This is a genomic window from Streptomyces otsuchiensis (assembly GCF_004305975.1).
In the GTDB taxonomy this organism is placed as follows: Bacteria; Actinomycetota; Actinomycetes; order Streptomycetales; family Streptomycetaceae; genus Streptomyces; species Streptomyces otsuchiensis.
Map to the genome: position 1 here is coordinate 12,966 of NZ_BHZI01000019.1, position 22,599 is coordinate 35,564.

17 protein-coding genes are annotated in these 22,599 nt (G+C 72.8%); 5 read left to right on the forward strand and 12 right to left on the reverse strand.

What is annotated here, in order from left to right; translation table 11 throughout:
- Positions 1 to 8: 8 nt before the first annotated feature.
- From nrfD to E0D90_RS03620, 4 genes are all read right to left on the reverse strand, one after another.
- Positions 9 to 950 (reverse strand): NrfD/PsrC family molybdoenzyme membrane anchor subunit, encoded by a 942-nt coding sequence (nrfD, locus tag E0D90_RS03605; protein ID WP_130796575.1) that lies wholly within the window; start codon positions 948 to 950, stop codon positions 9 to 11.
- Positions 951 to 1,057: 107 nt separating this feature from the next.
- Positions 1,058 to 2,041, reverse strand: a complete 984-nt coding sequence (locus E0D90_RS03610; protein ID WP_130796565.1) for a 4Fe-4S dicluster domain-containing protein — start codon at positions 2,039 to 2,041, stop codon at positions 1,058 to 1,060.
- Entirely contained in the window at positions 2,034 to 5,318 is a 3,285-nt protein-coding gene (gene fdh, locus E0D90_RS03615; RefSeq protein ID WP_227869969.1) for a formate dehydrogenase, read from the reverse strand. Before fdh ends, E0D90_RS03610 begins: the two co-directional genes overlap by 8 nt.
- A gap of 269 nt (positions 5,319 to 5,587) precedes the next feature.
- The gene (locus E0D90_RS03620) at positions 5,588 to 5,914 is read right to left on the reverse strand and encodes a plasmid stabilization protein (RefSeq protein WP_130796566.1); all 327 of its coding nucleotides are present in this window, start codon (positions 5,912 to 5,914) and stop codon (positions 5,588 to 5,590) included.
- 243 nt (positions 5,915 to 6,157) lie between these two features.
- On the opposite strand from E0D90_RS03620, the gene E0D90_RS03625 reads away from it, so the two are divergent.
- The 5 genes from E0D90_RS03625 (at position 6,158) to E0D90_RS03645 (ending at position 12,716) form a co-directional block, all read left to right on the forward strand.
- Positions 6,158 to 7,459: a zinc-dependent alcohol dehydrogenase gene (locus tag E0D90_RS03625; protein ID WP_130796567.1), complete on the forward strand. Its 1,302-nt coding sequence runs from the start codon at positions 6,158 to 6,160 to the stop codon at positions 7,457 to 7,459.
- Between the two features lie 245 nt (positions 7,460 to 7,704).
- Positions 7,705 to 8,154 (forward strand): SRPBCC family protein, encoded by a 450-nt coding sequence (locus E0D90_RS03630; protein ID WP_130796568.1) that lies wholly within the window; start codon positions 7,705 to 7,707, stop codon positions 8,152 to 8,154.
- Between the two features lie 177 nt (positions 8,155 to 8,331).
- Entirely contained in the window at positions 8,332 to 9,669 is a 1,338-nt protein-coding gene (locus E0D90_RS03635) for an NAD(P)/FAD-dependent oxidoreductase (protein ID WP_130796569.1), read from the forward strand.
- 201 nt (positions 9,670 to 9,870) lie between these two features.
- Complete coding sequence (locus E0D90_RS03640; protein ID WP_130796570.1) at positions 9,871 to 11,343, forward strand: CoA-acylating methylmalonate-semialdehyde dehydrogenase; 1,473 nt, start codon at positions 9,871 to 9,873, stop codon at positions 11,341 to 11,343.
- 11 nt (positions 11,344 to 11,354) lie between these two features.
- Complete coding sequence (locus tag E0D90_RS03645; RefSeq protein ID WP_227869966.1) at positions 11,355 to 12,716, forward strand: aspartate aminotransferase family protein; 1,362 nt, start codon at positions 11,355 to 11,357, stop codon at positions 12,714 to 12,716.
- Here the strand turns inward: E0D90_RS03645 and E0D90_RS03650 are convergent.
- The 8 genes from E0D90_RS03650 to E0D90_RS03685 are packed head-to-tail and all read right to left on the reverse strand — an operon-like array spanning position 12,698 to position 22,530.
- Positions 12,698 to 14,077 (reverse strand): aminotransferase-like domain-containing protein, encoded by a 1,380-nt coding sequence (locus tag E0D90_RS03650; RefSeq protein ID WP_227869967.1) that lies wholly within the window; start codon positions 14,075 to 14,077, stop codon positions 12,698 to 12,700. The two genes, E0D90_RS03645 and E0D90_RS03650, sit on opposite strands and share 19 nt — an antisense overlap.
- Complete coding sequence (locus E0D90_RS03655; RefSeq protein WP_130796572.1) at positions 14,050 to 15,525, reverse strand: gamma-aminobutyraldehyde dehydrogenase; 1,476 nt, start codon at positions 15,523 to 15,525, stop codon at positions 14,050 to 14,052. The genes E0D90_RS03650 and E0D90_RS03655 overlap by 28 nt, the downstream gene beginning before the upstream one ends.
- 47 nt (positions 15,526 to 15,572) lie before the next feature.
- Positions 15,573 to 16,994, reverse strand: a complete 1,422-nt coding sequence (locus E0D90_RS03660) for an NAD(P)/FAD-dependent oxidoreductase (RefSeq protein WP_130796573.1) — start codon at positions 16,992 to 16,994, stop codon at positions 15,573 to 15,575.
- A complete protein-coding gene (locus E0D90_RS03665) occupies positions 16,991 to 18,643 on the reverse strand; it encodes an amidohydrolase (RefSeq protein ID WP_227869968.1) in 1,653 nt (550 codons plus the stop codon). Before E0D90_RS03665 ends, E0D90_RS03660 begins: the two co-directional genes overlap by 4 nt.
- Complete coding sequence (locus E0D90_RS03670; RefSeq protein WP_103500374.1) at positions 18,640 to 19,752, reverse strand: ABC transporter ATP-binding protein; 1,113 nt, start codon at positions 19,750 to 19,752, stop codon at positions 18,640 to 18,642. The genes E0D90_RS03665 and E0D90_RS03670 overlap by 4 nt, the downstream gene beginning before the upstream one ends.
- Entirely contained in the window at positions 19,749 to 20,549 is an 801-nt protein-coding gene (locus E0D90_RS03675; RefSeq protein ID WP_103500375.1) for an ABC transporter permease, read from the reverse strand. The genes E0D90_RS03670 and E0D90_RS03675 overlap by 4 nt, the downstream gene beginning before the upstream one ends.
- Positions 20,546 to 21,424 carry an ABC transporter permease gene (locus E0D90_RS03680; RefSeq protein WP_103500376.1) on the reverse strand — a complete coding sequence of 293 codons (879 nt, stop codon included), beginning with the start codon at positions 21,422 to 21,424 and terminating at the stop codon, positions 20,546 to 20,548. Before E0D90_RS03680 ends, E0D90_RS03675 begins: the two co-directional genes overlap by 4 nt.
- Positions 21,425 to 21,429: 5 nt before the next feature.
- A complete protein-coding gene (locus E0D90_RS03685) occupies positions 21,430 to 22,530 on the reverse strand; it encodes an extracellular solute-binding protein (protein ID WP_157996806.1) in 1,101 nt (366 codons plus the stop codon).
- Positions 22,531 to 22,599 lie beyond the last annotated feature (69 nt).

The window sequence follows — 22,599 nt, forward strand, 5'->3', positions numbered from 1 at the left end:
GCCGGGCGTCAGTCCGCTTCGCTCGCCCGCTCAGCGGCCTGGGCCCGCTCTGCCATCCGGGCCCGCTCGGCCATCCGCGCCCGCTGGGGCCCGACCGTGTGGGCGGGGTCCTCCGCCGAGGCGATGCCGGCGGCGAACACGCCGAACCGCGTGCAGGCCGATCCCGCGAGCAGGGCGGTCCCCGCGAGCACGCCCGCCGCCCGCGAGCGGCCCGACCACAGGCCCAGCGCGACACCGCCGGCCGTCAACGCCCGCGCCGTCCGCAGCAGGCGGCCCGCCCGGCCCTCGCGCAGGGTCGACGCCACCGTCCCGAGCCGTTGGCGCATGGCGTGGTCGGCGGCGGCCTCCCCGGCCGCCCCGAGGAGCGCGGTGAGCCGGGCCGCGCCCGTCTCGCGGCGGGGCCCGAGGGCGAGGGCGGCTCCGGAGGCGGCGGTCAGCGCCGACCCCGCGAAGACGTAGGGGAGTTCCCGGTGCGCTCCGTGCCAGGCCGGCACGGCGGTGTCCGCCGCCAGCACGGCCGTGTAGGTGGCGACCGCCGGTCCCAGTACGGCAGCAGCCGCGGTCGCCGCCGCTCCGGCGCGGCGCGCCCGGCCGGAGAGCGCCGAGGCCGCCGCGGCCCCGGCCAGCGGGCCGTAGACGGCCAGCAGCCAGGAACCCACGCTCATCGGGGAAGTCGGCTTGATGACCCGCAGCATATGGGTGAAGCGTGACGGGACGCCGAGGTCGTGGATGAGCGCGGCCGTGGCCAGCCCCACCGAGCCGAGCGAGGTGATCTTCAGTGCGGTCGCGGTGCGTGGCGCGCCCGTCGCCTGGTGCGCGGCGGCCAGTACCGAGCCGGCTCCGGCGAGCCCGCCGAGGAAGAAGTAGCCGGCGATGTCGCGTGCCTCCCACGCCGGTGCCTTGATGATCGGACGGCCGTAGTAGCTGTCGAACGTCGCGCGGGGGACCATGAGTTGCTCGCCGCGACGGCGACGCCCGGTGCGGTGCGCCTCGGGCGCGGCGTCGCGCCCCGTCGGCCCGCTGTCGTGCACGGGAGCGGAGGGGTCGGTCTCGCCGGTCATGCGCGTCCCTTTCGTGCTGCTGCCAGTGTCGCGGTGGCCGCGGCCACCGCGCCGGCCAGTGCCAGGCCCGCGCCTGCCGCGTGCCGCCACATGCGTCCCAGGTCCCGGGTGGGCACCTGGGGATCCGGCGGGAGCCCGTACACCTCGGGCTCGTCCAGGAGGAGGAAGAACGCGCCGTCACCGCCGACGCCGTCGTCCGGGTCGTGGCCGTAGAGGCGGGCGTCGGGGACACCCGCCTCGTGCAGGGCGTCGACACGAAGCGCGGCGCGTTCGCGCAGCTCGTCCAGCGGCCCGAACTGGATCGACTCGGTGGGACAGGCCTTCGCGCAGGCGGGTTCCATGCCCGCGCCCAGGCGGTCGTAGCACATGGTGCACTTGAAGGCCCGGCCGTCGTCGGGCCGTTGCTCGATGACGCCGTACGGACAGGCCGGGACGCAGTAGCCGCAGCCGTTGCAGATGTCGTCCTGCACGACGACCGTCCCGAACTCGGTCCGGAAGAGCGCCCCGGTGGGGCAGACGTCGAGGCAGGCCGCGTGGGTGCAGTGCTTGCAGACGTCCGAGGACATCAGCCACCGGATCTTGGACCCGGGGGTCTCCTCCGCCTCCGTCTGCTCCCCGCCCGCGGAGCCGCCCGCCCGCTCGACCGGACTCAACCCGAGCTCAGTCCGGCCCTCGGGCGAGGGAACCGCCGTCGGGGCCGTGTCGGGGACCGTCTGTTCGACGAACGCGACATGCCGCCAGGTCGAGGCACCCAGGCCCTCGGTGTTGTCGTAGGACATCGCGCTCAGTGAGAAGCCGTCCGCGGGGAGGGCGTTCCACTCCTTGCAGGCGACCTCACAGGCCTTGCACCCGATACAGACCGAGGTGTCGGTGAAGAAGCCGACCCGTGGCGGCGGTTCGGGGTGCCCGGTATCCGCCGCGGGGTCCGGCCGGCCGGCGGTGCCGCGCTCGCCGCTCGGCCCGCCGTGCGTCTCAGTCATTCTTCGATCCTTCCTGTCGGGCCAGGCTTCCCGTCTCGGCCGTGATCCCGGCACGGCGCCGGTACTCCGCGACGAGCTGCGGCAGCTCCGCTCCCCGGGGACGCCGTCCCGGGCGGATGTCGGCCGTGAGGGCCTTGTCCTCCTGGATATGGGCGTTGGGATCCTGCGCGACGGCGACGAGTTCGTTGGCCGCGTCTCCCGTCGACAACCCGTTGGGGCCCCAGTGGAAAGGCACGCCGATTTGGTGGACGGTCCGGCCGTGCACGGTCAGCGGGATCATCCGCTCGGTCACCAGGACACGGGCCTCGATCGCGTTACGGGCGGTCACCAGAGTCGCCCAGCCGCCGTGTTCCAGACCGCGCTCGGCCGCCAGCATCGGCGAGACCTCGCAGAAGAACTCGGGCTGCAACTCGCTCAGATACGGCGACCAGCGGCTCATGCCGCCGGCGGTGAAGTGTTCCGTCAGCCGGTGCGTGGTGACGATGTACGGGAAGACCCCGGCGCCCGGCTCGTCCGCCCCGGGGTGGTACCGGTTCTCCGGGCGGCTGCTCTGCAACAGCACCGGTGACCGCGCGTGGCGCGGGTAGAGCCCGTTGGTGACGGGGGAGTCCTGCGGCTCGTAGTGGGTCGGGAGCGGCCCATCCAGCAGACCCGCCGGAACGTACAGCCAGCCCTTGCCGTCGGCCTGCATGATGAACGGGTCGTCGCCGCGCAGCGCCGCGACGCCGACATCGTCCTCGGACGGCACATGGTCGGGCGCCAGACCGGGCACGAAGTCGGCGGCGTCGTGGCCGACCCACTGGCGGCTCGGCTCGTCCCACCAGACGTACGCCTTGCGCTCGCTCCACGGGCTGCCGTCGGGGGCGGCCGACGCCCGGTTGTAGAGAATGCGGCGGTCGGCCGGCCACGCCCACGCCCACTCCCGGGCTGTCCACTCCTGCGCGCCGTGGGGGACCCGGCGGGCGGCCTGGTTCACCCCGCCCTTGTAGACGCCGCTGTAGATCCAGCAGCCACAGCTGGTGGACCCGTCGTCCCGCAGCGCCGTGTAGTCGCTCAGCGGTTCGCCGTGCACGCCTTTGCCGTTGATCTCCCGCAGCACCGCCTCGGCCGAGGGCTCGTCGTGGGGACCGGTCACCGGGTAGTCCCAGGTGAGGTCGAGGACGGCCCGGTCCATCGGGTCCGTCGAACCCCGCAAGCGCTCCTTGAGCCGGCGCCCCAGGTGGTACATGAACCACAGGTCGCTGCGTGCGTCGCCCCGGGGTTCGACCGCCGCCTCGTGCCACTGGAGCCACCTGTTGGTGTTGGTGAAGGAACCCGACTTCTCCGTGTGCGAGGCCGCCGGGAAGAAGAAGACCTCGGTCGCGATGTCCTCGGTGCGCAGCTCGCCCGTCTCGATCTCCGGGCCGTCCTGCCACCAGGTGGCGGACTCGATGAGGGAGAAGTCGCGGACCACCAGCCAGTCGAGCTTCGCCATGCCCAGGCGTTGCATCCGGGTGTTGGCGGAGCCGACCGCCGGGTTCTCGCCCATCAGGAAGTAGCCCTTGCAGGCGCCGTCGAGCTGCGCGCGGACGGTGGCGTAGGTGTCGTGGGAGCCGGTGAGCCGGGGCAGGTGGTCGTAGCAGAAGTCGTTCTCGGGCCGGGCCGCGTCCCCGTACCAGGCCTTGAGGAGACTGACGGCGTAGGCGCGCGCCTCGTGCCAGTAGCCCTTGCCGGTCCGGGTGGAGTCGACCCAGCTGTCGAGATCCTGGTGAGCGCGGTGGTGCGGCATCGGGAGGTAGCCGGGGAGCAGGTTGTACAGCGTCGGGATGTCGCTGGAACCCTGGATCGACGCGTGCCCGCGCAGCGCCTGGATGCCGCCACCGGGCCGGCCGATGTTGCCGAGCAGCAACTGGAGGACGCTGGCGGCGCGGATGTACTGGCTGCCGGTGGTGTGCTGGGTCCAGCCCACGGCGTAGACGAAGGCCGAGGTCCGCTCCCGCCCGGAGTTGGCCACGAGGTCCTCGCAGACCCGCAGGAACAGCCGCCGTGGGACGCCGCAGATCTCCTCGACCCGTTCCGGCGTGTAGCGGGCGTAGTGCCGCTTCAGCACCTGGTACACGCACCGCGGGTGCCGCAGGGTCTCGTCGCGGCGAGGGCGTGCGGCGGCCACCGCGCCGCCGGAGCCATGGGTCTCCGAGCCGCCGGCCGCCTGGGTGGCGGGATCCCCACTGGTGTCCTGCGTCCGGCGGTCCGCCACCGGCTCGCGGGCACCGGCCGACGCCTGGACGGGTGACCCCTCGTACTGCCAGCTCGCCGGATCGTAGGTGTGGGACTCCTCGTCCAGGCCGGAGAAGACACCGTCGAGGTCCTCGGTGTCCCGGAAGTCCTCGCTGACCAGGTGCGCGGCGTTGGTGTACGCCGTGACGTACTCGCGGAAGTCCGCCTCGTTCTCCAGGACGTACCGGATCACGCCCCCGAGGAAGGCGATGTCCGACCCCGCGCGCAGCGGCACGTGGTAGTCCGCCAGCGCGCTGGTCCTGGTGTACCGGGGGTCGATGTGGATGACGCGGGCACCTCTGGCCTTGGCCTCCATCACCCACTGGAAGCCGACCGGATGCGCCTCCGCGTAGTTGGAGCCCTGGATCACGATGCAGTCGGCGTGCTGCAGGTCCTGCATGAACGTGGTCGCCCCGCCGCGCCCGAACGACGTTCCCAGGCCGGCGACGGTCGAGCTGTGGCAGACACGGGCCTGGTTCTCCACCTGGACGACGCCGAGACCGGTCAGCAGCTTCTTGATGAGGTAGTTCTCCTCGTTGTCCAGCGTGGCGCCGCCCAGGCTCGCGATGCCCATGGTGCGGGCCACCCGCGTGCCCTCGTGCTCCCACTCCCAGGTCTCGCGCCGGGTGCGCAGCACGCGTTCGGCGACCATGTCCATGGCCGTCTCCAGGTCCAGGGACCGCCACTCGCGGGAGTGCGGTGCGCGGTAGAGGCACTGGTGCCGGCGCGCCGACCCGGTGGTGAGCTGCAGGGTCGCGGCGCCCTTCGGGCACAGGCGCCCCCGGCTGATCGGCGAGTCGGGGTCACCCTCGATCTGCACGACTTTCTCGTCCCGGACGTGGACCTCCTGCCCGCAGCCCACCGCGCAGTAGGGGCACACCGACTTCACGACGCGGTCCGTCAGGTCCGTGCGGGGCCTGGTCCGCTGGGTGCGGGGCGACACGGCCGCGCTGCCGCGCCCCGTCGGGTCGCCGCCGGTGAGCTGGCGGTACACGGGCCACTCTCCGAGCAGCCGACGCAGGTCGCGCACGGGCGTCTCCGTTCTTCGCGGGGATCGGGCTCTCTTTGCTTTCGTGTGGGGCCGGGCGGCCGGTATCGGCCGGCCGGGGGAGGCCAAGGATGGAGCTTCAGGAAGGCGGGGGCGGCAAAGGCCGGTCGCGCAGCAGCCGCGCCAGGTGGGCGGAGCTCGCGGCGAGGGCAGAGGAAGTGGACCGGACCTTCTCCCGCCCCCCGGAAGGCTCGTCTCGCCTGCCACCGCCCTGACTCCCGGCGCGAGACCGGTGGCGACGCTCAGCGGCCGAGAGCTTCGCGCAACTGCTGCTTGTTCATGGACGAACGCCCCTCGACGTTCTTCTTTCGTGCCTCGGCGTACAGCTGGTCCTTCGTCGGCCCCTGAGCGCCCCGGTGTGACCGCTCCCCACCGCGCTGGTACGCCGATTTGCTGTCCTGGGTAGAGGTCCGGCTCGCCGTCTTCGACTCCCCGGCCCGTGCCCGCTGCTTGTTCACGGTCCGGGCGGCGATCTCCTCGGCGCGCCCCTCGGGCGCGCCGCGATCCTGCTGACTCTCCTTGATGTGTTCGTACTGTCGTTCACGCTTCTTGTTCGCTCCGGCGGGCATCGAAGTCTCCTTCGGGCTGAGGGTGGAGGGCTGCGGGTGGAGGGTGGAGGGCTGGGACCGGCCCGCTTCCGAGCATGGGGCCGATCTTGCCTTCCCGCGATCGGGCGGGCTCCCTGAGGTGGGGGTGCCCCGTCAGCAGAAGGCGAAGCGGGGGTCTTCAGCGCGGGATGGCGTGGGCCGTTTCACGGCCCTCGGGCCGGGAACCCGGCTGCGACCCGACACCGTACGGACGAGGAGCAACGCATGAAGGCCGTCGTGTGGCACGCAGTGGGCGACATTCGCCTGGACGACGTACCCGAGCCGACCATCCAGGACCCCTACGACGCGATCGTGCGCGTCACGACATCCGCCATCTGCGGTACCGACCTCCACTTCATCCGGGGGACCATGCCGGGCATGAAGGAGGGTCGGGTTCTGGGTCACGAGGCCGTGGGAGTCGTCGAGGCGGTCGGACGCGGTGTCCGGAACTTCCGCCCCGGCGACCGTGTGGTCGTGCCCTCCACCGTCGCCTGCGGCACGTGCAGCTACTGCCGTGCCGGCTACTACGCGCAGTGCGACAACGCCAACGCCGCCGAGCCGCGCGGCGGAACCGTCTTCTTCGGCGGGCCCGAAGCGGCCGGTGGGCTCGACGGGCTGCAGGCGGAGTTCGCCCGCGTCCCCTTCGCCCACGTCGGTCTCGTCCCCTTGCCGGAAACCGTGGACGACGCCCAGGCGATCCTGCTCTCCGACATCTACCCCACCGCGTGGTTCGGCGCCCGGCTTGCCGAGATCAGCAGCGGCGACACCGTCGCCGTTCTCGGCGCGGGGCCGGTCGGGCAGGCGGCGGTCGCCTGCGCCCGCCTGCAGGGGGCTGGGCGGATCATCGTGGTGGACGGCGTCGCCGACCGGCTCGACCTCGCGCGCAGTCAGCACGCCGAGACCGTCGACTTCAACGCGGAGGACCCGGTCGAGGCCGTCCGGGAACTCACGGGCGGGATAGGCGTGGACCGGGTGATCGAAGCCGTCGGCGTCGACGGCCAGCGCCCCGCTCGCGGCCCCGCGGCCGAAGCGCTCCGGGAGGAGGCGGCTGCCTTCGACCGCGAGCGTGACGAGGTGGCTCCCGAGCAGAACCCGGACGGCGCCACCTGGGTGGCAGGCGACGCGCCGACGCTGGCGGCCCGGTGGGCCGTGCGGATGGTGGCGAAGGCCGGAACCATCGGGTTCGTCGGGGTCTACCCACCGCAGGTCCGCCGCTTCCCGTTCGGAGAGGCGTTCATGAAGAACCTCACGCTCAAGATGGGCAACTGCAACCACCGCCGCTACGTTCCCCGGCTGGTCTCGATGGTGAGCTCGGGCGAGCTGGACCCGACACCACTGATCACCCGCTGGGCGGGCGAACGTGACGCCATCGAGGCGTACCGGACGTTCGACCGGCGGGAGAGCGGCTGGACCAAGGTCGGCCTCGGTCTGGACGACCGGGGCTCTGTCGCCCCCGGCCTCGGTGCGGCGGCGGGCACCGGCTCCGCCACCACCGAGGGCAGCGACGGGCCCCGGCCCGGGAAGTGATCGGGGGCCGGCCTCTCAGCGCGACCGTCGCGGGCCACCCGTCGTGGAGGACTCCGGCGGCCCGGCCCAGCTGGGCCACTGGAGGTGGCTTCTTCCGTGCGGCAGGTGTGATCCGCGCGTGGTCGGCAAGGCGAACAGTCCACACCAACGCGGGGTCGGACCAGCCGGACCTCACCTCACCTCACCGAGTCCGGCAGGCCGAACGGCGCCGGCCCCCACGCCACACCCCGGAGGAGGCCATTCGCATGTCGAACATCGAGGAGTCCGTCGAGATCGACGTCCCGGTCAGCACGGCGTACAACCAGTTCACGCAGTTCGAGGAGTTCCCGCGCTTCATGGACGGAGTGGAGAGGGTCGAGCAGCTCAGCTCCACCCTCACCCGCTGGACCGCCAGAGTCGCGGGCGTCGACCGGCAGTTCGACGCCGAGATCACCGAACAGATCCCCGACGAACGGGTCGCGTGGTCCGCGGTGGCCGGGGACATCCGCCAGGCGGGGGTGGCGACCTTCCACCGGCTCTCGGACAACCGGTCCAAGGTGATGCTGCAACTGGTGCACGTGCCGCAGGGCGCCACCGAGATCCTCGGCGACAAGCTGGGCTTCGTCCGCCGCCGGGTGATCGGTGACCTCGCGCAGTTCCGCGTCTACATCGAGAAGCGCGGCCGCGAGTCCGGAGGCTGGCGCGGCACGGTGTGACGTTGCCCGCGGTGGTCCGCGGCCGGGTGCTGGGCCCTGCGGTGGGCGAGGTGTCGGCCATTCGGCCGGCCCCGCCCACGGGCGCGGCCCTGCCCCCGGCCGCCCCGCGAACGGCCGGAGGCAGGGGCCGATCGCCACGTCCGGCGCCCCCGGCCGCCCGACAACCTACGGAGAACCATGACGTTCCGTCGTCGTCCTCGCATCGTGATCGTCGGCGCCGGCTTCGCCGGCTACCAGTGCGCTCGGGCCCTCATCGACCGGGCCCGCGGCGCGGCCGAGATCGTACTGATCAACCCCAACGACTACTTCCTCTACCTCCCTCTCCTGCCCGATGTGGCGGGCGGGGCACTGGAACCACGGCGGGCCACGGTGTCGCTCACCGGCACGCTGAGGGGCGTCCGGCTGGTCCTCGGCGAGGCGGACGGCCTCGACGTGAAGGGCCGCACCGTCAGCTACACGGACCCGGAGGGAACTCACGGACGCATCGGCTACGACCGGTTGGTGCTCACCGTCGGCAGCGTCAACAAGCTCCTGCCCGTCCCGGGGATCGCCCAGCACGCGCACGGCTTCCGCGGTATGGGGGAGGCCCTCTACCTGCGTGACCACATCACCCGGCAGGTCGAGATGGCGGCCACGGCCGCGTCCGAGGCGGAGCGCCGGGCCCGCACCACATTCGTGGTGGTCGGCGCCGGCTACACCGGTACCGAGGTGACCGCCCAGGGGGTCCGGCTGACGGAGACCCTGCACCGCCGGGACGACACGCTGCGCCACGGGCCCAGCCCGCAGTGGCTGTTGGTCGACATCGCCGACCGGGTGCTTCCCGAACTCGATCCCCGGCTGTCCGCGACGGCGGACCGCGTCCTGCGCGGCAGGGGAGTCCGGGTCAGAACGGGCACCTCTATCAGTGAGGCCACGGCCGAGGGGGCGCGGCTCAGCGACGGGACGTTCGTGCCCACCCACACCCTGGTGTGGTGCGTCGGGGTCCGGCCGGACCCGTTCGTCGCCTCGTTGGGCCTGCCGACGGAGAAGGGGCGGCTGTGCGTGGAACCGACGCTGCGCGTGCCGGGGCACCCCGAGGTCTACGCCTGCGGTGACGCCGCAGCCGTTCCGGACCTCACCCACCCGGGTGAGCTCACGGCGATGACCGCCCAGCACGCGCACCGGCAAGGCCGCCTCGCGGCAGCCAACATCGCCGCCTCCTTCGGGCACGGCACCGAACGCGACTACCGTCACCACGACCTGGGGTTCATGGTCGACCTCGGAGGCACGGACGCCGCCGCGAACCCGTTCGGGCTGCCCCTGGCGGGCCTCCCGGCCGCGGCTGTCACCCGTGCCTACCATCTGCTGTCGCTGCCGGGCAACCGCGCCCGTGTCGCGTCCGACTGGGCGCTCGACGCGGTGCTGCCACGGCACGGCGTCCAGTTGGGTCTGGTGCCCTCCGGGGCGGTGCCGCTGGAGACCTCTTCCCCGACAGCAGCTCCCGGCGACCGCTCGCGGACGGTTCGCCGAGAGTGAGGCCCGGGTGAGGGAGCCGCGGACGGCTCGGCCGCCCCTCCGCTGTGAGGGCTGCCTGGCGGACGACGCTCGGGCTTCTGCGGCGTGCCCCATCCAACGCGCTTCCGCCGGCGACGAGCCCGCGCCGACAGCACGACGCCGGTTTGTGACAGTACATAGAGGTATTGAGTACCGGGCAGCGCGGCGCCGAGGATGCCGGTCATGACCACCCTCATCACGCACTGGATCTCGGGCCGGCCGACAGCCGGCACCTCGGAGCGCACGGTGCCCGTCCACGACCCCACGGCGGGGCGGGTGACCGGCGCGGTCGCACTCGCCTCCCCGGCCGATGTCGAGACCGCCGTGGCGGACTCCGCGCGGGCCGCCGCCGCGTGGCGCGGCAGTTCGCTGTCCCGGCGTGCGGGCGTCCTCTTCGCCTTCCGGGAGCTGCTGCACCGGCACACCGAGGAGCTGGCGGCCGTCATCACCGCGGAGCACGGGAAGCTGCACGCCGACGCGGTCGGGGAGGTTCGGCGCGGTCTGGAGAACATCGAGTTCGCCACGGGCGTGCCGCATCTGCTCAAGGGCGACCACTCCACGCGCGCCGCGACCGGAGTGGACGTGCACAGCGTGCGCGAACCGCTCGGGGTGACCGTCGGGGTGACCCCGTTCAACTTCCCGGCCATGGTGCCGCTGTGGATGTGCGGCAACGCCATCGCGGCGGGCAACGCCTTTGTGCTCAAGCCGAGCGAGAAGGTGCCCTCGGCGGCCCTGCTGCTCGGCCGGCTGTGGCGCGAGGCGGGACTGCCCGACGGTGTCTTCAACGTGCTCCAGGGGGACGGCGGGACGGTGGGCGCCCTGCTGCGCCACCCGGAGGTGGCCGCCGTCAGCTTCGTCGGCTCCACCCCGGTCGCCCGGGAGGTCCACCGGACCGGCACCGACCACGGCAAGCGGGTGCAGGCGCTCGGCGGTGCCAAGAACCACGCCGTGGTGCTGCCGGACGCGGATCTGGGCGTGGCGGCCGACGCCATCGTCTCGGCCGCCTACGGCTCGGCGGGGGAGCGCTGCATGGCCCTGTCGGTGGCGGTCGCCGTCGGGGAGACCGCCGACCCGCTGGTGCGGGCGCTGGCCGAGCGGCTGCCGGCGGTGCGACTGGGCGTGGACATGGGGCCGCTGATCTCCCGCGAGCACCGGGACCGGGTCGCCGGCTACGTCGCCGCGGGCGCCGAGGAGGGGGCGACGGTCGTCGTGGACGGCCGCCACGACCCGGCTCCGGCGCCCGGCTTCTTCCTCGGGCCCTCGCTGCTGGACCGGGTGACACCGGAGATGGCCGTCTACCGGGACGAGATCTTCGGGCCGGTGCTCTGCGTGGTCCGGGTGGAGACCTTCGAGGAGGCGCTGGCACTGGTCAACGCCAACACCTACGGCAACGGCACCGCCGTCTTCACCCGGGACGGCGGCGCGGCGGCGCGGTTCACCGACGAGGTGCGGGTGGGCATGGTGGGCGTCAACGTCCCGGTCCCGGTCCCGGTCGGTTCGTACTCCTTCGGCGGGTGGAAGGCGTCGCTCTTCGGCGACGTGCACATGTACGGTCCGGAGGGCCTGGCCTTCTACACGCGTCCCAAGGTCGTCACCACGCGCTGGCCCGATCCGGCGACGTCCCAGGTGGACCTCGGCTTCCCGCAGACGAGATGAGGAGTTCCACGATGGCATCAACCGAGGGCGAGAGCCGCGAGGAGCGGGTGCGGCGGCTGGACCGGGAGCACGTCTTCCACTCCTGGTCGGCGCAGGGGCACATCGACCCGCTGCCGGTCGCGCGCGCGAGCGGATCGTACTTCTGGGACCATTCGGGGCGGCGCTACCTCGACTTCAGCTCCCAGCTGGTCAACGTGAACATCGGCCACCAGCATCCGGCGGTGGTGGCCGCGATCCAGCAACAGGCCGCCGAACTGGCCACGCTGGCACCCGGGTTCGCGCACGAGGCGCGCGGGGAAGCGGCGCGGATGATCGCCGAGGTGGCGCCCGCCGGCCTGAACAAGGTGTTCTTCACCGGCGGCGGCGCCGAGGCGAACGAGAACGCCGTCCGGATGGCCAGGCTGCACACCGGCCGCCCCAAGGTGCTGGCCGCCTACCGCAGTTACCACGGGTCGACAGCGGGTGCCATCGCCCTCACGGGCGACCCGCGCCGCTGGCCGTCGGAGCCCGGCGCGCCCGGAGTGGTGCACTACTGGGGGCCCTACCCCTACCGTTCGGCCTTCCACTCCTCCTCGCCGGAGGAGGAGTCAGCCCGGGCCCTCGCCCACCTCCGGCAGACCATCGAGGTCGAGGGCCCGCACACGGTCGCCGCGGTCCTGCTGGAACCCGTCGTGGGCACCAACGGCATCCTCGTGCCGCCCCCCGGATACCTGGCCGGAGTACGGGAACTGTGCGACGAGTTCGGCATCCTGCTGATCGCCGACGAGGTCATGTCCGGCTTCGGCCGCTGCGGCGAGTGGTTCGCGGTGGACGCCTGGAACGTCGCCCCCGACCTGATCACCTTCGCCAAGGGGGTGAACTCCGGCTATGTGCCGCTGGGGGGAGTGGTGATCTCCGACGCGGTCGCCGACAGCTTCCGGGACCGCCCCTACCCGGGCGGGCTGACCTACTCCGGCCACCCGCTGGCCTGCGCCTCCGTCGTCGCCTCGATCACCGTCTTCCGCGACGAGGAGCTGCTGGCGCGGGTGCGGCAGCTGGGCGCGGAGGTGATCGGCCCCGGACTGCGGCGGCTGGCCGAACGGCACCCCTCCGTCGGTGAGGTGCGCGGGCTGGGCGTCTTCTGGGCCGTCGAACTGGTCAGGAACCGCGCCACCCGGGAGCCGCTGGTCCCCTTCAACGCCTCGGGAGCGGCGGCGGAACCGATGGCCCGGTTCGCGGCGGCCTGCCGGGAGGCGGGCCTGTGGCCGTTCACCCACTTCAACCGCACCCATGTGGTGCCACCGTGCACCACCTCGCCCGAGGAGATCGAAGAAGGGCTGGCCATCCTCGACCGGGCCCTGGCCGTGGCGGACTCCTACACCGTCGCCGACTGAGCGCCGGCGAAACCGGAAGCGGCGGCCAGCAGACCGGCCACCGGGCCGGGGTCCGCGACCAGCCCGGCGGTGATCCGCAGATGCGGAGCGCCGTCGGGCCGCAGGTGGAACGGTGCGCCGGGCGCGGCCACCACCCCTTCGGCGGCGAGCCGGGCCAGCGCCCGGGCCTCGTTCCTGACGGGCAGCCACAGCGTTATCCCGTCGGTGTGCGCCCGGCCGAGCGGCACACCGGCCGCCCGCAGCGCCTCCGCCAGCGCGTGGCGGCGCCCGGCATAGGTGGCCCTGGCCTCCGCCACCCGGGCGACGGCGACCTCGTCGGTGAGCAGGGAGGCCAGTACCCGCTGGAGCACCCGGCTGCTCCACCCCTGGCCCAGCTGGCGTCTGGCCTGGAGATCGCGCACCACGCCCGCCGGCGCGCTGAGCGCCGCCAGCCGCAGGTCAGGGCCGTGCGACTTGGAGAAGCTGCGGATGTGGACGGTGCGTTCCGGCAGCCACCTCGCGAGGCTGAGCGGCGGCGCCGTGGCCACCGCGCCCGCCGAGTCGTCCTCGACCACCAGGGCGCCGGAAGCCCGGACCAGTTCGGCGAGACGGGCCGCGCGACGCTCCGTCATCGACGTGCCCGTGGGGTTCTGTGCCCGGGGCTGGAGGAAGACCACAGCGGTCGGCCGGCGCAGCGCCTCGGCCAGCGACTCCGGCACCGGCCCCTCGGCGTCCAGGGGGACACCCGTCACCCGCACACCGTTCGCCGTCAGCAGGTCGGCCAGCGGGGGGAAACAGGGGTCCTCCAGCACCGCCCGGTCACCGGGACGCAGCAGGACCCGGGTGATCTGGTCCAGCGCGTCCATCGCGCCGTCGGTGACCATGACGTCGGGGTGCGGGCAGGGCCAGCCGCTCCGCAGCGCCGCCCGCAGTTCCGGGAGGACCGGTTCGTCCAGATAGCCGCCCCCGCCACCGGCGGTGGTCAGCCGGGAGAACGCGCGGCCGAGGTCGGGCAGCAGACGGGGGTCGGGGACGCCGGTCGACAGGTCCAGCGGCGAGCCGTCCGAGCCGCCCAGCGCCTGCCGGTAGCGCACCGGGCCGGGTTCGGCGGAGGCGGCGACCACCGTCCCGCCGCGCCCGTTGGTGCGGATGGCGCCGACGCCCCCGAGCAGCGACCAGGCGGCACTGACCGTGGTCGGAGAGAGCGCCAGCTCGCTCGCGACCTGCCGGATCGGCGGCAGCCGGGTGCCGGGCCCGAGCACACCGTCCCGCATGGCGTGGCGCACCGCGTGGGCCAGCCCGCGCGCGGTGCCGTGGTCCAGACGCTCCTCGATCGCGGTCAGCACACCACGGGTCAGTGGCTGAAGACGGTCCGGTGCCACGACTTGGCGCCCTGCCCCGTGAGGTCCTGCATGACGTGTTTGACGTTGGTGTACTCCTCCAGGGCGTAGCCCGACATGTCCTTGCCGAAGCCGGAGCGCCGGTAGCCGCCGTGCGGCATCTCGCTGACGATCGGGATGTGGTCGTTGACCCACACGCAGCCCGCCGCGATCCGGCGGGTGGCGTGCGCGGCCCGGTAGACGTCCCTGGTCCAGACCGACGCCGCCAGACCGTACGGGGTGTCGCCGGCCAGCCGCAGCGCCTCCTCGTCGGTGTCGAAGGGCTGCACCGTCAGCACCGGTCCGAACACCTCCTCACGGACGATCTCGCTGTCCGCGGGGGCGTCCACCACGAGGGTGGGCAGGTAGTAGGCGCCGCGCGCGAACTCCCCGCCGGGGGCCTCGCCGCCGGTGACGATCCGGGCGTAGCCCCGGGCCCGTTCCACCATGCCGGCAACGCGCTCCCGGTGGGCGAAGGAGACCAGCGAACCGAGGTCGGTCGCCTCCTCGGCGGGCGGGCCGATCCGCACCGACCGGTACAGGTCGGCGACGCCCGAGACGAACGCGTCGTAGCAGGAGCGGTGCACGATCGCCCGGGTCGCGGCGGTGCAGTCCTGGCCGCCGTTGATCAGACTGCCGGCGACGGCTCCGTGCACGGCGGCGGTGAGGTCCGCGTCGTCGAAGACCACGAAGGGGGCCTTGCCGCCGAGTTCGAGGTGGGTGCGCTTGGGCCCGGTGCGCGCGGCCTGGGCCATGACCCGCTGCCCCACGGCCGTCGAACCGGTGAACGACACCATCTCCACGTCCTGGTGCCCCACCAGCGCAGCGCCGGCGGACGGACCGGTCCCGGTGACCACGTTGACCACGCCCGGCGGAACCCCTGCCTCGCCGAGCGCCTCCGCCAGCGCCAGAGAGGTCGTGGGGGTGATCTCGGCGGGCTTGAGGACCACCGTGTTGCCGGCTGCCAGTGCCGGCATCGTCTTCCATACCGCCATCTGCAACGGGTAGTTCCACGGGGCGATGGCACCGACCACCCCGATCGGCTCCCGCCGCACGGAGGAGGTGTGGCCGGCCGAGTACTCGGCGCTCGCCCTCCCCTCCAACTGCCGTGCGGCGCCCGAGAAGAACGCCACGTTGTCGATGGAGCCCGGCACGTCGAACTCGCGGCTGAGCCGGATCGGCTTGCCGGTCTCGGCGGTCTCCGCCGCGGCCAGTTCCTCCGCGCGGGCCGACAGCAGCTCCGCGGCCCGGGCCAGCGCCCCGGACCGCTCCGCCGGGGTGGCGCCGGCCCACTCGGGGAACGCCCGGCGGGCGGCGCCGACCGCGCGGTCCACGTCGGCGGGGCCGGCCAGGGCGGGCTCCGCCCGCACGGTGCCGGTCGACGGGTCGACGATCCGGCCCGTCTCGGCCGAGGTGCCTCGCGTCCGGGCACCGTCGATGTACTGGTACATGTCCGTGTCTCCAGGGAGGGGTGAGTCGCCCGCGTGTGCGCGGGGCGTCATGAGTCGAATCCCATGCCCAGCCGGTCCAGGGTGCGCAGCCACGGGCCGCGCCGTCCCTCGCTGGCGTCGGACCGGGCGATGGCCCGGCGGGTCAGCTGGATGCCCAGGTGCCGCACCGGTTCGGGCGGGAACGGCAGCGGTTTGCGCCGCACCATCGCCAGCCGGGTCAGCTCGGTGTTCCGGCCGTGCAGCAGGTCCAGCGTGACCCGTCCGCCGAACCTGCTGGCGGCGACGCCCAGCCCGGTGTACCCGGCGCAGTACACCAGCCGGCCGCCGAACGCCTTGCCGTGCAGGGCGGTGAACCGGCTGGAGGTGTCGACGACACCACCCCAGGCGTGGGTGAAGCGGACTCCTTCGAGCTGCGGGAACGTCGCGAAGAAGTGCTCGCTGAGGGTCAGGAAGGTCTCCGGGCGCTGGTCGAGATGGTCGGCGACCTTCCCGCCGAAGTGGTGGATCGCGTCGTAGCCGCCCCACAGGATGCGGTTGTCCGAGGTCAAGCGGTAGTAGTGGAAGAGGTTTCCGGCGTCGGCCAGCGCCTGACGGTCCCGCCAGCCGATCCGGGCCAGTTGCTCCTCGCTGAGCGGTTCAGTGACCATGGCGTAGTCGTAGACCGGCGCCACGTAGGCGCGCAGCCGCCGCAGCGGACCCGGATAGGCGCCCGTTCCCCACGCGACCCTGGGGCTGAGCACCGAACCCCACGGGGTGTGCAGCCGCAGCGCCCCGCCGTCCGCGCGGGAACGCTCCACCCGGACCACCGGCGAGTGTTCGTGGAGCCGCACGCCCAGGCGTTCACAGGCGTCGCGCAGCCCCCAGGCCAGCTTCGCCGGATGGACCAGGGCGAAGTCCCGCGGACTCCAGAACGCGCCCAGGTAGGTCGGCGAGTCCACCAGCGCCCGTATCTCGTCCCGGTCCAGGAAGGTCCGGTCCACCCCGACCGCGCGCGCCGCGGCCGAGCCCTCCCGCAGCAGGGGGAGATGCCAGGGCTCCGTCGCCACCCGCAGTTCGCCGGTACGCTCGAACTCGCAGTCGATCCGGTGCCGGGCGACGGTCTCCTCGATGGCGTCGAGGTTCTCCATGCCCAGTTCCTCAAGCCGGCGCATGTCGTCGGGCCAGCGCTCCAGTCCGTTGGCCAGACCGTGGGTGAGGCTGGCGGCGCAGAAGCCGCCGTTGCGCCCGGAGGCCGCGCCCCCGATGGTGCGGGCCTCCAGCAGCACGACGTCCAGGCCGGGGTTCTCCTCCTTGGCGAGGAGCGCGGTCCACAGCCCGGTGTAGCCGCCGCCGACGACCGTCAGCTGGGCCCGGCCGTGGCCGGTCAGCCGCGGGTGGCCGCGGCGTACACCCCCGTGCCCGGGGAGCTCGGGGTCCAGCCAGTACGGCGTGGGGGAGGCGGCGGACAGCGCCTGCCTTGGCCAGCTCATCGGCTGAACACCACCCGTCCCGCGACCCGGGTCTCGACGACGCCGGCCCGCCAGACGGAGTCGGGCGCGGCGAACGGATCGCGGTCGAGGACGACCAGGTCGGCCTGCTTGCCCGGTTCGAGGGAGCCGTGACGGTCCTCGGCGTGGTTGAGATAGGCGCTGCCCATCTGGTACGCGTTCATGGCATCTTTCAGAGAGAGACGTTCGGCGGGCAGGAAGACATCCGGACCATCCGGCCCCCCGGGGCGTGGCACCGGCGTGCGGTTGACGGCGACGTGCAGCAGCGCCAGCGGGTCCGGGGTCGAGACCGGCCAGTCGCTGCCGATGGCGATCACCGCCCCGCTGCGGACCAGGGACCCGAACGGGTACTGCCACCCGCTGCGTTCCGTTCCGAGATAGGGGATGGTCAGCTCGGTCATCTGCGGCTCGTGACGGGCCCACAGCGGCTGCGCGTTGGCCGCCACGCCCAGCGGCCGGAACCGGCCCACGTCCTCGGGGTGGACCACCTGGATGTGCGCCAGATGGTGGCGCAGACCGCTGTCGCCGTTGGCGCGCCGGGCGTGGGCCACCGCGTCGAGCGCCTGGCGGACCGCCGCGTCGCCGACGGTGTGGAAGTGGACCTGGAAGCCGGCCGCGTCCAGCGCGGTGACCGTCCGGTCCAGCGTCTCCTGGTCGTAGTAGGCGATGCCGTGGCGGCCGGGTTCCGGAAGGTTGTCGTAGGGCGCCAGCATGGCGGCGGTGTGCGTCTCGCAGACCCCGTCGAGCATCAGCTTGACCGAGTCGAAGCGCAGACCGGGGCGGGTGTGGGCGGCGCGTACGGCACGCAGCCGGTCCAGCTGGTCCAGTCCGTCCTCCGGCTCCCACCACTGGGCGCCCACCACACGGGCGGTGAGCCCGCCCTCGTCAGCGAGCGCCGCGTAGACCTCGGCGTCGGCGGGCCGGTGCAGCACCTTGGCGTCCTGCCAGCCGACCACGCCCAGGCCGTGCAGATAGCGCTGCGCCTCGCGCAGCCCCTCGACGTGCTCCGCGCGTGAGGGCGCCGGCACCAGTCGGGACACCAGGAACATGGCGCGTTCCTGGAGCGCCCCGCCGGGTGTGCCGTCCGGCTCCCGCTCGATCCGCCCACCGGGCGGGTCGGGGGTGGCGGCGTCGATACCGGCGACCCGCAGTGCGGCGGAGTTCACCCAGGCGGTGTGGTGATCCCTGCTGTAGAGCAACGCCGGCCGGTCCCCGGTCAGTTCGTCGAGGATGCGGGCGGAGGGGATGCCGCCGGGGAAGAGGTCCATGGACCAGCCGCCGCCCAGCACCCAGGGCTCGTCCGGATGGCCGGCCGTGTAGCGGGAGACCGTGGCGCGCACCTCCGGCAGGGTGGTGGCGGCCAGCAGGTCGCACTGGCGGCGTTCCATCCCGCCCTTGATGGCGTGGATGTGCGCGTCGATGAAGCCGGGCACCACGAACCGGCCGTCCAGCGAGACGCGTTCGGTCCCGGGGCCGGCCAGCGCGCGCACGGCGGCTTCCGGGCCGGCGGCGGTGACCACACCGTCGGTGACGGCCAGCCCGGTGACCAGGGCGCCTACGGCGCCGCCGGTCCACACGCGGCCGCCGAGGAGTACGGTGTCGGGCGGCCGGGTCGCCGCGGCGGTGATCACGGGTGCTCCGGGAGAAGACGCAGGTGCTCGGGGGGAAGTCCGAGGGTGACTTCGTCGCCGACGGCCATGCCTCGGGCGGAGTCGGCCGGTGTCAGGGCGCTGACCGGGGTGGCCAGCCCCGGCACGGTGACCCGCAGGTGCACGGTGTCGCCGAGGAAGACCAGGTCGCTGACGGTCCCGGCCAGCGGCAGGTCGCCGTCGGCCGCGGCGGCCCTGACCTGCCCGGGCCTGATGGCGAGGGCCAGGCCCGGATCGCCCGCGCCGGGGGAGCCGGCGCGAGTGGGCGAGGGGAAGGTGTGCTTGCGTCCGCCGAGCGCGACCTCGGCCCCGGACGGCCCGTGGCCGACGAGCGCGGCCGGTTCGCCGCCGAGCGGGATGACGTTGGCCTGGGAGAAGAACGACGCGACATAGCCGTTGGGCGGGTCCAGATACAGCTCACGGACCGGGGTGCAGCACACCAGGCGCGTGTCGCGCATGATCGCGACCCGGTCGGAGAGCGACATCGCCTCCTCGCGGTCATGGGTGACATAGAGGATGGTGGTGCCGAACTCCCGGTGCACCCGGCGGATCTCCGCCAGCAGGTTCTCCTTGAGCGCCTTGTCCAGCGCGCCCAGCGGCTCGTCCATCAGCACCAGCCGGGGCGAGTAGGCCAGGGCACGGGCGATGGCCACCCGCTGCTGCTGGCCGCCGGAGAGCTGCCTGGGCAGGCGGTCTCCCAGCTTCTCCAGCCGCATCCGGGCGAGCAGCTCGGTGACCCGTTCCGCCCGCCGCTGCCGGTCCCAGCCCCGCATCCGCAGGCCGTACTCGATGTTCCGGCGGACCGACAGGTGCGGGAAGAGGGCGTAGTTCTGGAAGACCATGCCGATCTCCCGCTCCGCCGGGCTCAGGCTGGCGACCTCGCGGCCGTGCAGCCGGATCGAACCGGTGGTCGGCGTCTCGAAGCCGGCGACCAGCCGCAGCAGCGTGGTCTTGCCGGAGCCGGAGGCGCCGAGGATGCTGATCAGTTCGCCGGGACGTACCGTCAGGTCGAGATCGCTGACGGCGGTGACGCCTCCGAACCGTTTGGTGAGGCCGCTCAGTTCCACGGCGGGGTGTTCGGTCTGGGTCATCGTTTGGCTCCTCTGGCCAGGGCGAGCGGGACGGCTACCAGAGCCGACGAGGCGAGCACGATGGCGGCGGCGATGGCCGTGATCACCGGGTCGCTGCCGAACTGCACCGAGTCGAAGATGGCCTTGGGCAGCGTGACCAGGCCCGGTCCGCCGATGAAGTTGATCAGCACGGCCTCCTCGAAGCTGTGCTGGAACGCCATCACGAACCCGCCGGCCAGCGCAGGCAGCGCCAGCCGCAGGGTGATGCCGGTCCAGGCGCGGACCCGGCCCGCCCCGAGGGTGATGGCGACGAGTTCGAGTTCCACCGGCACGCTGCGCAGCGCCGCCCCGCCCACCAGCATGACCAGCGGGACGGAGAGGGTGGCGTGCGCCAGCACCAGCCCGTGGAAGGTGCCCAGCAGCCCGTACCGGGCGAAGACGGCGTACATCGCGACGGCGTAGGCCGAGATCGGGATGATCAGGGTGATCAGGCTCGCCTGCTCCAGGAACTGCCCGAACCGCAGCCGGCTGCGGTGCACGGCCAGCAGCGCCAGTACCGACACCACCAGCGCGACCAGCGAGCTGGCCAGACCGAGCCGGGCGGAGAGCCACAGCGCGGTCCACCACTTCTCCTGGCCCGCCAGATCGCGCCAGCGCTGCACTCCCCAGCTCTCCGGCGGGAAGCTGAACCCCGGGTCGTTGGCGAAGGAGAGCACCACCGTCAGGACCACCGGCGCCATCACGAACAGCACGGCGAGGGCGGTGAGTACCAGCCCCGTCCAGCGCAGCAGCCGGTCCAGTATCCGTCCGCGTCTCATCGCAGCGCCTTTCGTAGCGTCCGTCCGCCGACGAGGGCCAGGACGCCGCCCACCACGGCCACCGCGATCAGCAGCAGTACGGCGGCGCTGGCCGCGGCGCCGGGGTAGTCGTACAGGTTGAAGATGCGCTGGGAGATCTGGGTCGCCATGAAGGGGGTCTGGGCGCCGCCCAGCAGGATCGGGGTGACGTAGAAACCGATGGACAGGACGAAGACGAGCGCCATGGAGGCCGCCACCCCGCCGCGGGCCAGGGGGAAGGCGATCGTCGCCAGCGCCCTGGTGCGGCTGGCGCCCAGCGCCTGCCCGGCGTTGAGGAGTTCGGTGTCGATGTGCATGAACGCCGCGTAGAGCGAGAGCACCGCGTAGGGCACCAGCGAGTAGGCGATGCCGATGACGATGGCCGTCTCGGTGTAGAGGAGGTTCAACGGGCCGTCGATCAGTCCGAGTTCGAGCAGCAGACCGTTGATGGGGCCGTTGGCGGAGAGCATCAGGTAGATCGCGTAGTTCTTGACGATCACCCCGAGCCAGAAAGGGACGAGGGCCACGGTCCACAGCAGCACGCGCAGCCAGCGGCGCTCGGTGACGTGGAGGGTCCAGGCGAGGGCGGCGCCCAGGGCGGTGGCGACCACCACCACGACGACGCTCGTCCGCAGGGTCGTCAGCAGCGCCCGCCGACTGACCTCGTTGGTCAGGACGTCCGTGTACCGGCCGGTCAGGTCCCCGCCGGACGAGGCGTCCAGGAAGATGCTCACCAGGGGGTAGCCGACGAACAGCGCGAGCCCGATGATCAGCGGTGCCGCCATCAGCAGCCCGGTGACCGGGCCGACCCGCTGGTCCCAGGGACGTGCGGCGCGCGGGGTGGTGACGCCACGCACGGGCGTCAGCCGCCCTGGATGATCTGCTGGATGCCCTGGTCGATCTCCTGCTTGTTCTCCAGGTACCAGGGCACGTTCTGGTCGGCGATCCGCTCACGGTTGGCCGGCCAGTCGGACAGCCGCTCGGCCTCCTCGGACGGCAGCGCCTCCAGCGCCTTCGGGTGCGGCACGCTGTAGTTCATGATCTGCGACCACTCGGCCTGGGCCTCGGGGTGGGTGGCGATCCACTCCAGGAAGCGTTCCGCGCCCTCCGCGTTGGGGCCGTCGGTCACCAGCGAGGTGTGGCCCGGGGTGTACACGCCGGCCCAGCTGACGGTCAGCGGCAGTCCGGTGTCGGCCAGGTTGAAGGCGCGACCGCTGTACATGAAGCCCAGGTCCGCCTCACCCTGGCGCAGCGCCTGTTCCATCTGGTCGCCCGAGGTCCACCAGACGCGCACCTCGTCCTTGATGCCGCGCAGCTCCTCCAGTGCCGTCTCGATGTCGACCGGCAGGGCTTCGTCCACCGGGTTGCCGGCGGCCTGGGCCAGGATGGTGATCAGCTGGCTGTAGGAGGAGGCGTCGCCCGGCATCATCCGGCGGCCGGGGAAGTTCTCCGTGTCGAAGAACTCCTCGACCGTGGTGGGACAGGTCTCGACCCGCTCGTCCGCGCAGGCGATCACATAGGCGTGGTTGGCGAAGGTGAAGCTGTAGTCGCTGAGCGTGTCGAGGCCCAGCTCCTCCTCCAGGGTGGCGCGCAGTCCGTCCGGGTGGGCGGCCAGGAGTCCCTGGTCGTAGAGGAACTGGGCGTCGGAGGCGGCGGCGCTGTCCAGGATGTCCCACTGGACGTTGCCGGCGTCGTGCTGGGACTGGATCTGGGAGACGAAGTTGCCGGGGCTGTCGACCACCTGCACCTTGATCCCGGTCTCCTCGGTGAAGGGTTCCGCGAAGGCGGTGACCATCGCCTCGCTGAAGCGGCCGCCCCAGCTGGCCACGGTGATGACGTCCGATGAGCCGCCGCCGCCGTCGCCGGAGGGCGGGCCGCCCTCGGGGGTGGAGCCGCACGCGGTGACGAGACCGAGACCGGCCACCGCCAGGGTGGCGGCGCTGATGCGCAGAGTTCTTCTCACAGCCATTCCTTCCGAGCGAAGAGAGTGTCGACGCCGCTGTGCGGGGCGCCCGGGTGTGGGGGCTGGGGG